Source organism: Streptomyces sp. NRRL B-24572 (genome assembly GCF_002156145.1).
GTDB classification, from domain to species: Bacteria; Actinomycetota; Actinomycetes; order Streptomycetales; family Streptomycetaceae; genus Streptomyces; species Streptomyces vietnamensis.
This window is the reverse complement of sequence record NZ_MWIG01000994.1, coordinates 1-1,063: the sequence shown is the minus strand read 5'-3', so window position 1 is coordinate 1,063 and position 1,063 is coordinate 1. Positions and strand designations below refer to the sequence as shown.

General features: G+C 72.7%; 1 protein-coding gene. It reads left to right on the top strand.

The features are described from left to right. Positions 1 to 1,040: glycerophosphodiester phosphodiesterase (locus tag CCN56_RS39300; RefSeq protein WP_086832390.1), on the top strand; the 1,040-nt coding region annotated here is incomplete at its 5' end. Positions 1,041 to 1,063: the final 23 nt, after the last annotated feature.

The following is a 1,063-nucleotide window of genomic DNA, read 5'->3' as shown; positions in this document are numbered from 1 at the left end:
CCGGCCGCGGCCACGGCTACCGCTCCCTCCCCGTCCCCACCGTCATCGGCCACCGCGGCTCCGCCGGCTACCGCCCCGAGCACACCCTCGGCTCCTACCGCCACGCCCTCGACATCGGCGCCCACGTCGTCGAGCAGGACCTCGTCCCCACCCGCGACGGGCACCTGGTCTGCCGCCACGAGAACGACATCACCGGCACCACCGACGTTGCCGACCATCCCGAGTTCGCCTCCCGGAAGACCACCAAGACCGTCGACGGCGTCGCGCTCACCGGCTGGTTCACCGAGGACTTCACGCTCGCCGAGCTCAAGACCCTGCGGGCCAAGGAGCGCATCCCCGGCACCCGCCAGGAGAACACCCTCTACGACGGCCGCTGGACGGTTCCCACCTTCGAGGAGGTCCTCGAGTGGGCCGAGGAGGAGGGCCGCCGCCGGGGCCGCGAGATCTGGCTCCACGTCGAGACCAAGCACCCCAGCTACTTCCGCTCCCTCGGCCTCGGCCTTGAGGAGCGCCTCGCGAAGCTCCTGCGCCGGTACGGACGCCACCGCGCGAACTCCCCGGTCTTCCTCCAGTCCTTCGAGCCCAGCAGCATCCAGCGCCTGAAGAAGCTGGTGGACGCCCCGGGCGTCGTCCTGCTCTCCGGCCCGAGCAGCCGCCCCTGGGACTTCGTCGAGGCCGGGGACCCGCGCACGGTCGCCGACCTGGTCACGCCCGAGGGCCTCGCCTGGATCGCCTCGTACGCGCAGGGCATCGGCCCCACGCTCGACCTGGTCATCCCGAAGGACGCGAGCGGCCGGCTCGGCACCCCGACCACCCTGGTCCGCGACGCGCACGCCGAGGGGCTGATCCTCCACCCGTACACGCACCGCAACGAGAACACCTTCCTGCCCGCGGACTTCCGCAAGGGCACGGACCCGACGGCGTACGGCGACGCCTTCGGGGCGCTGAAGCGGTACCTGGAGACGGGGATCGACGGCATCTTCTCCGACAACCCGGACACCGCCCGGCTCGCCGCCGCGGACCTCGCCGCCCGCGACTGACCCGACGAGGGGGCCGTACGGCC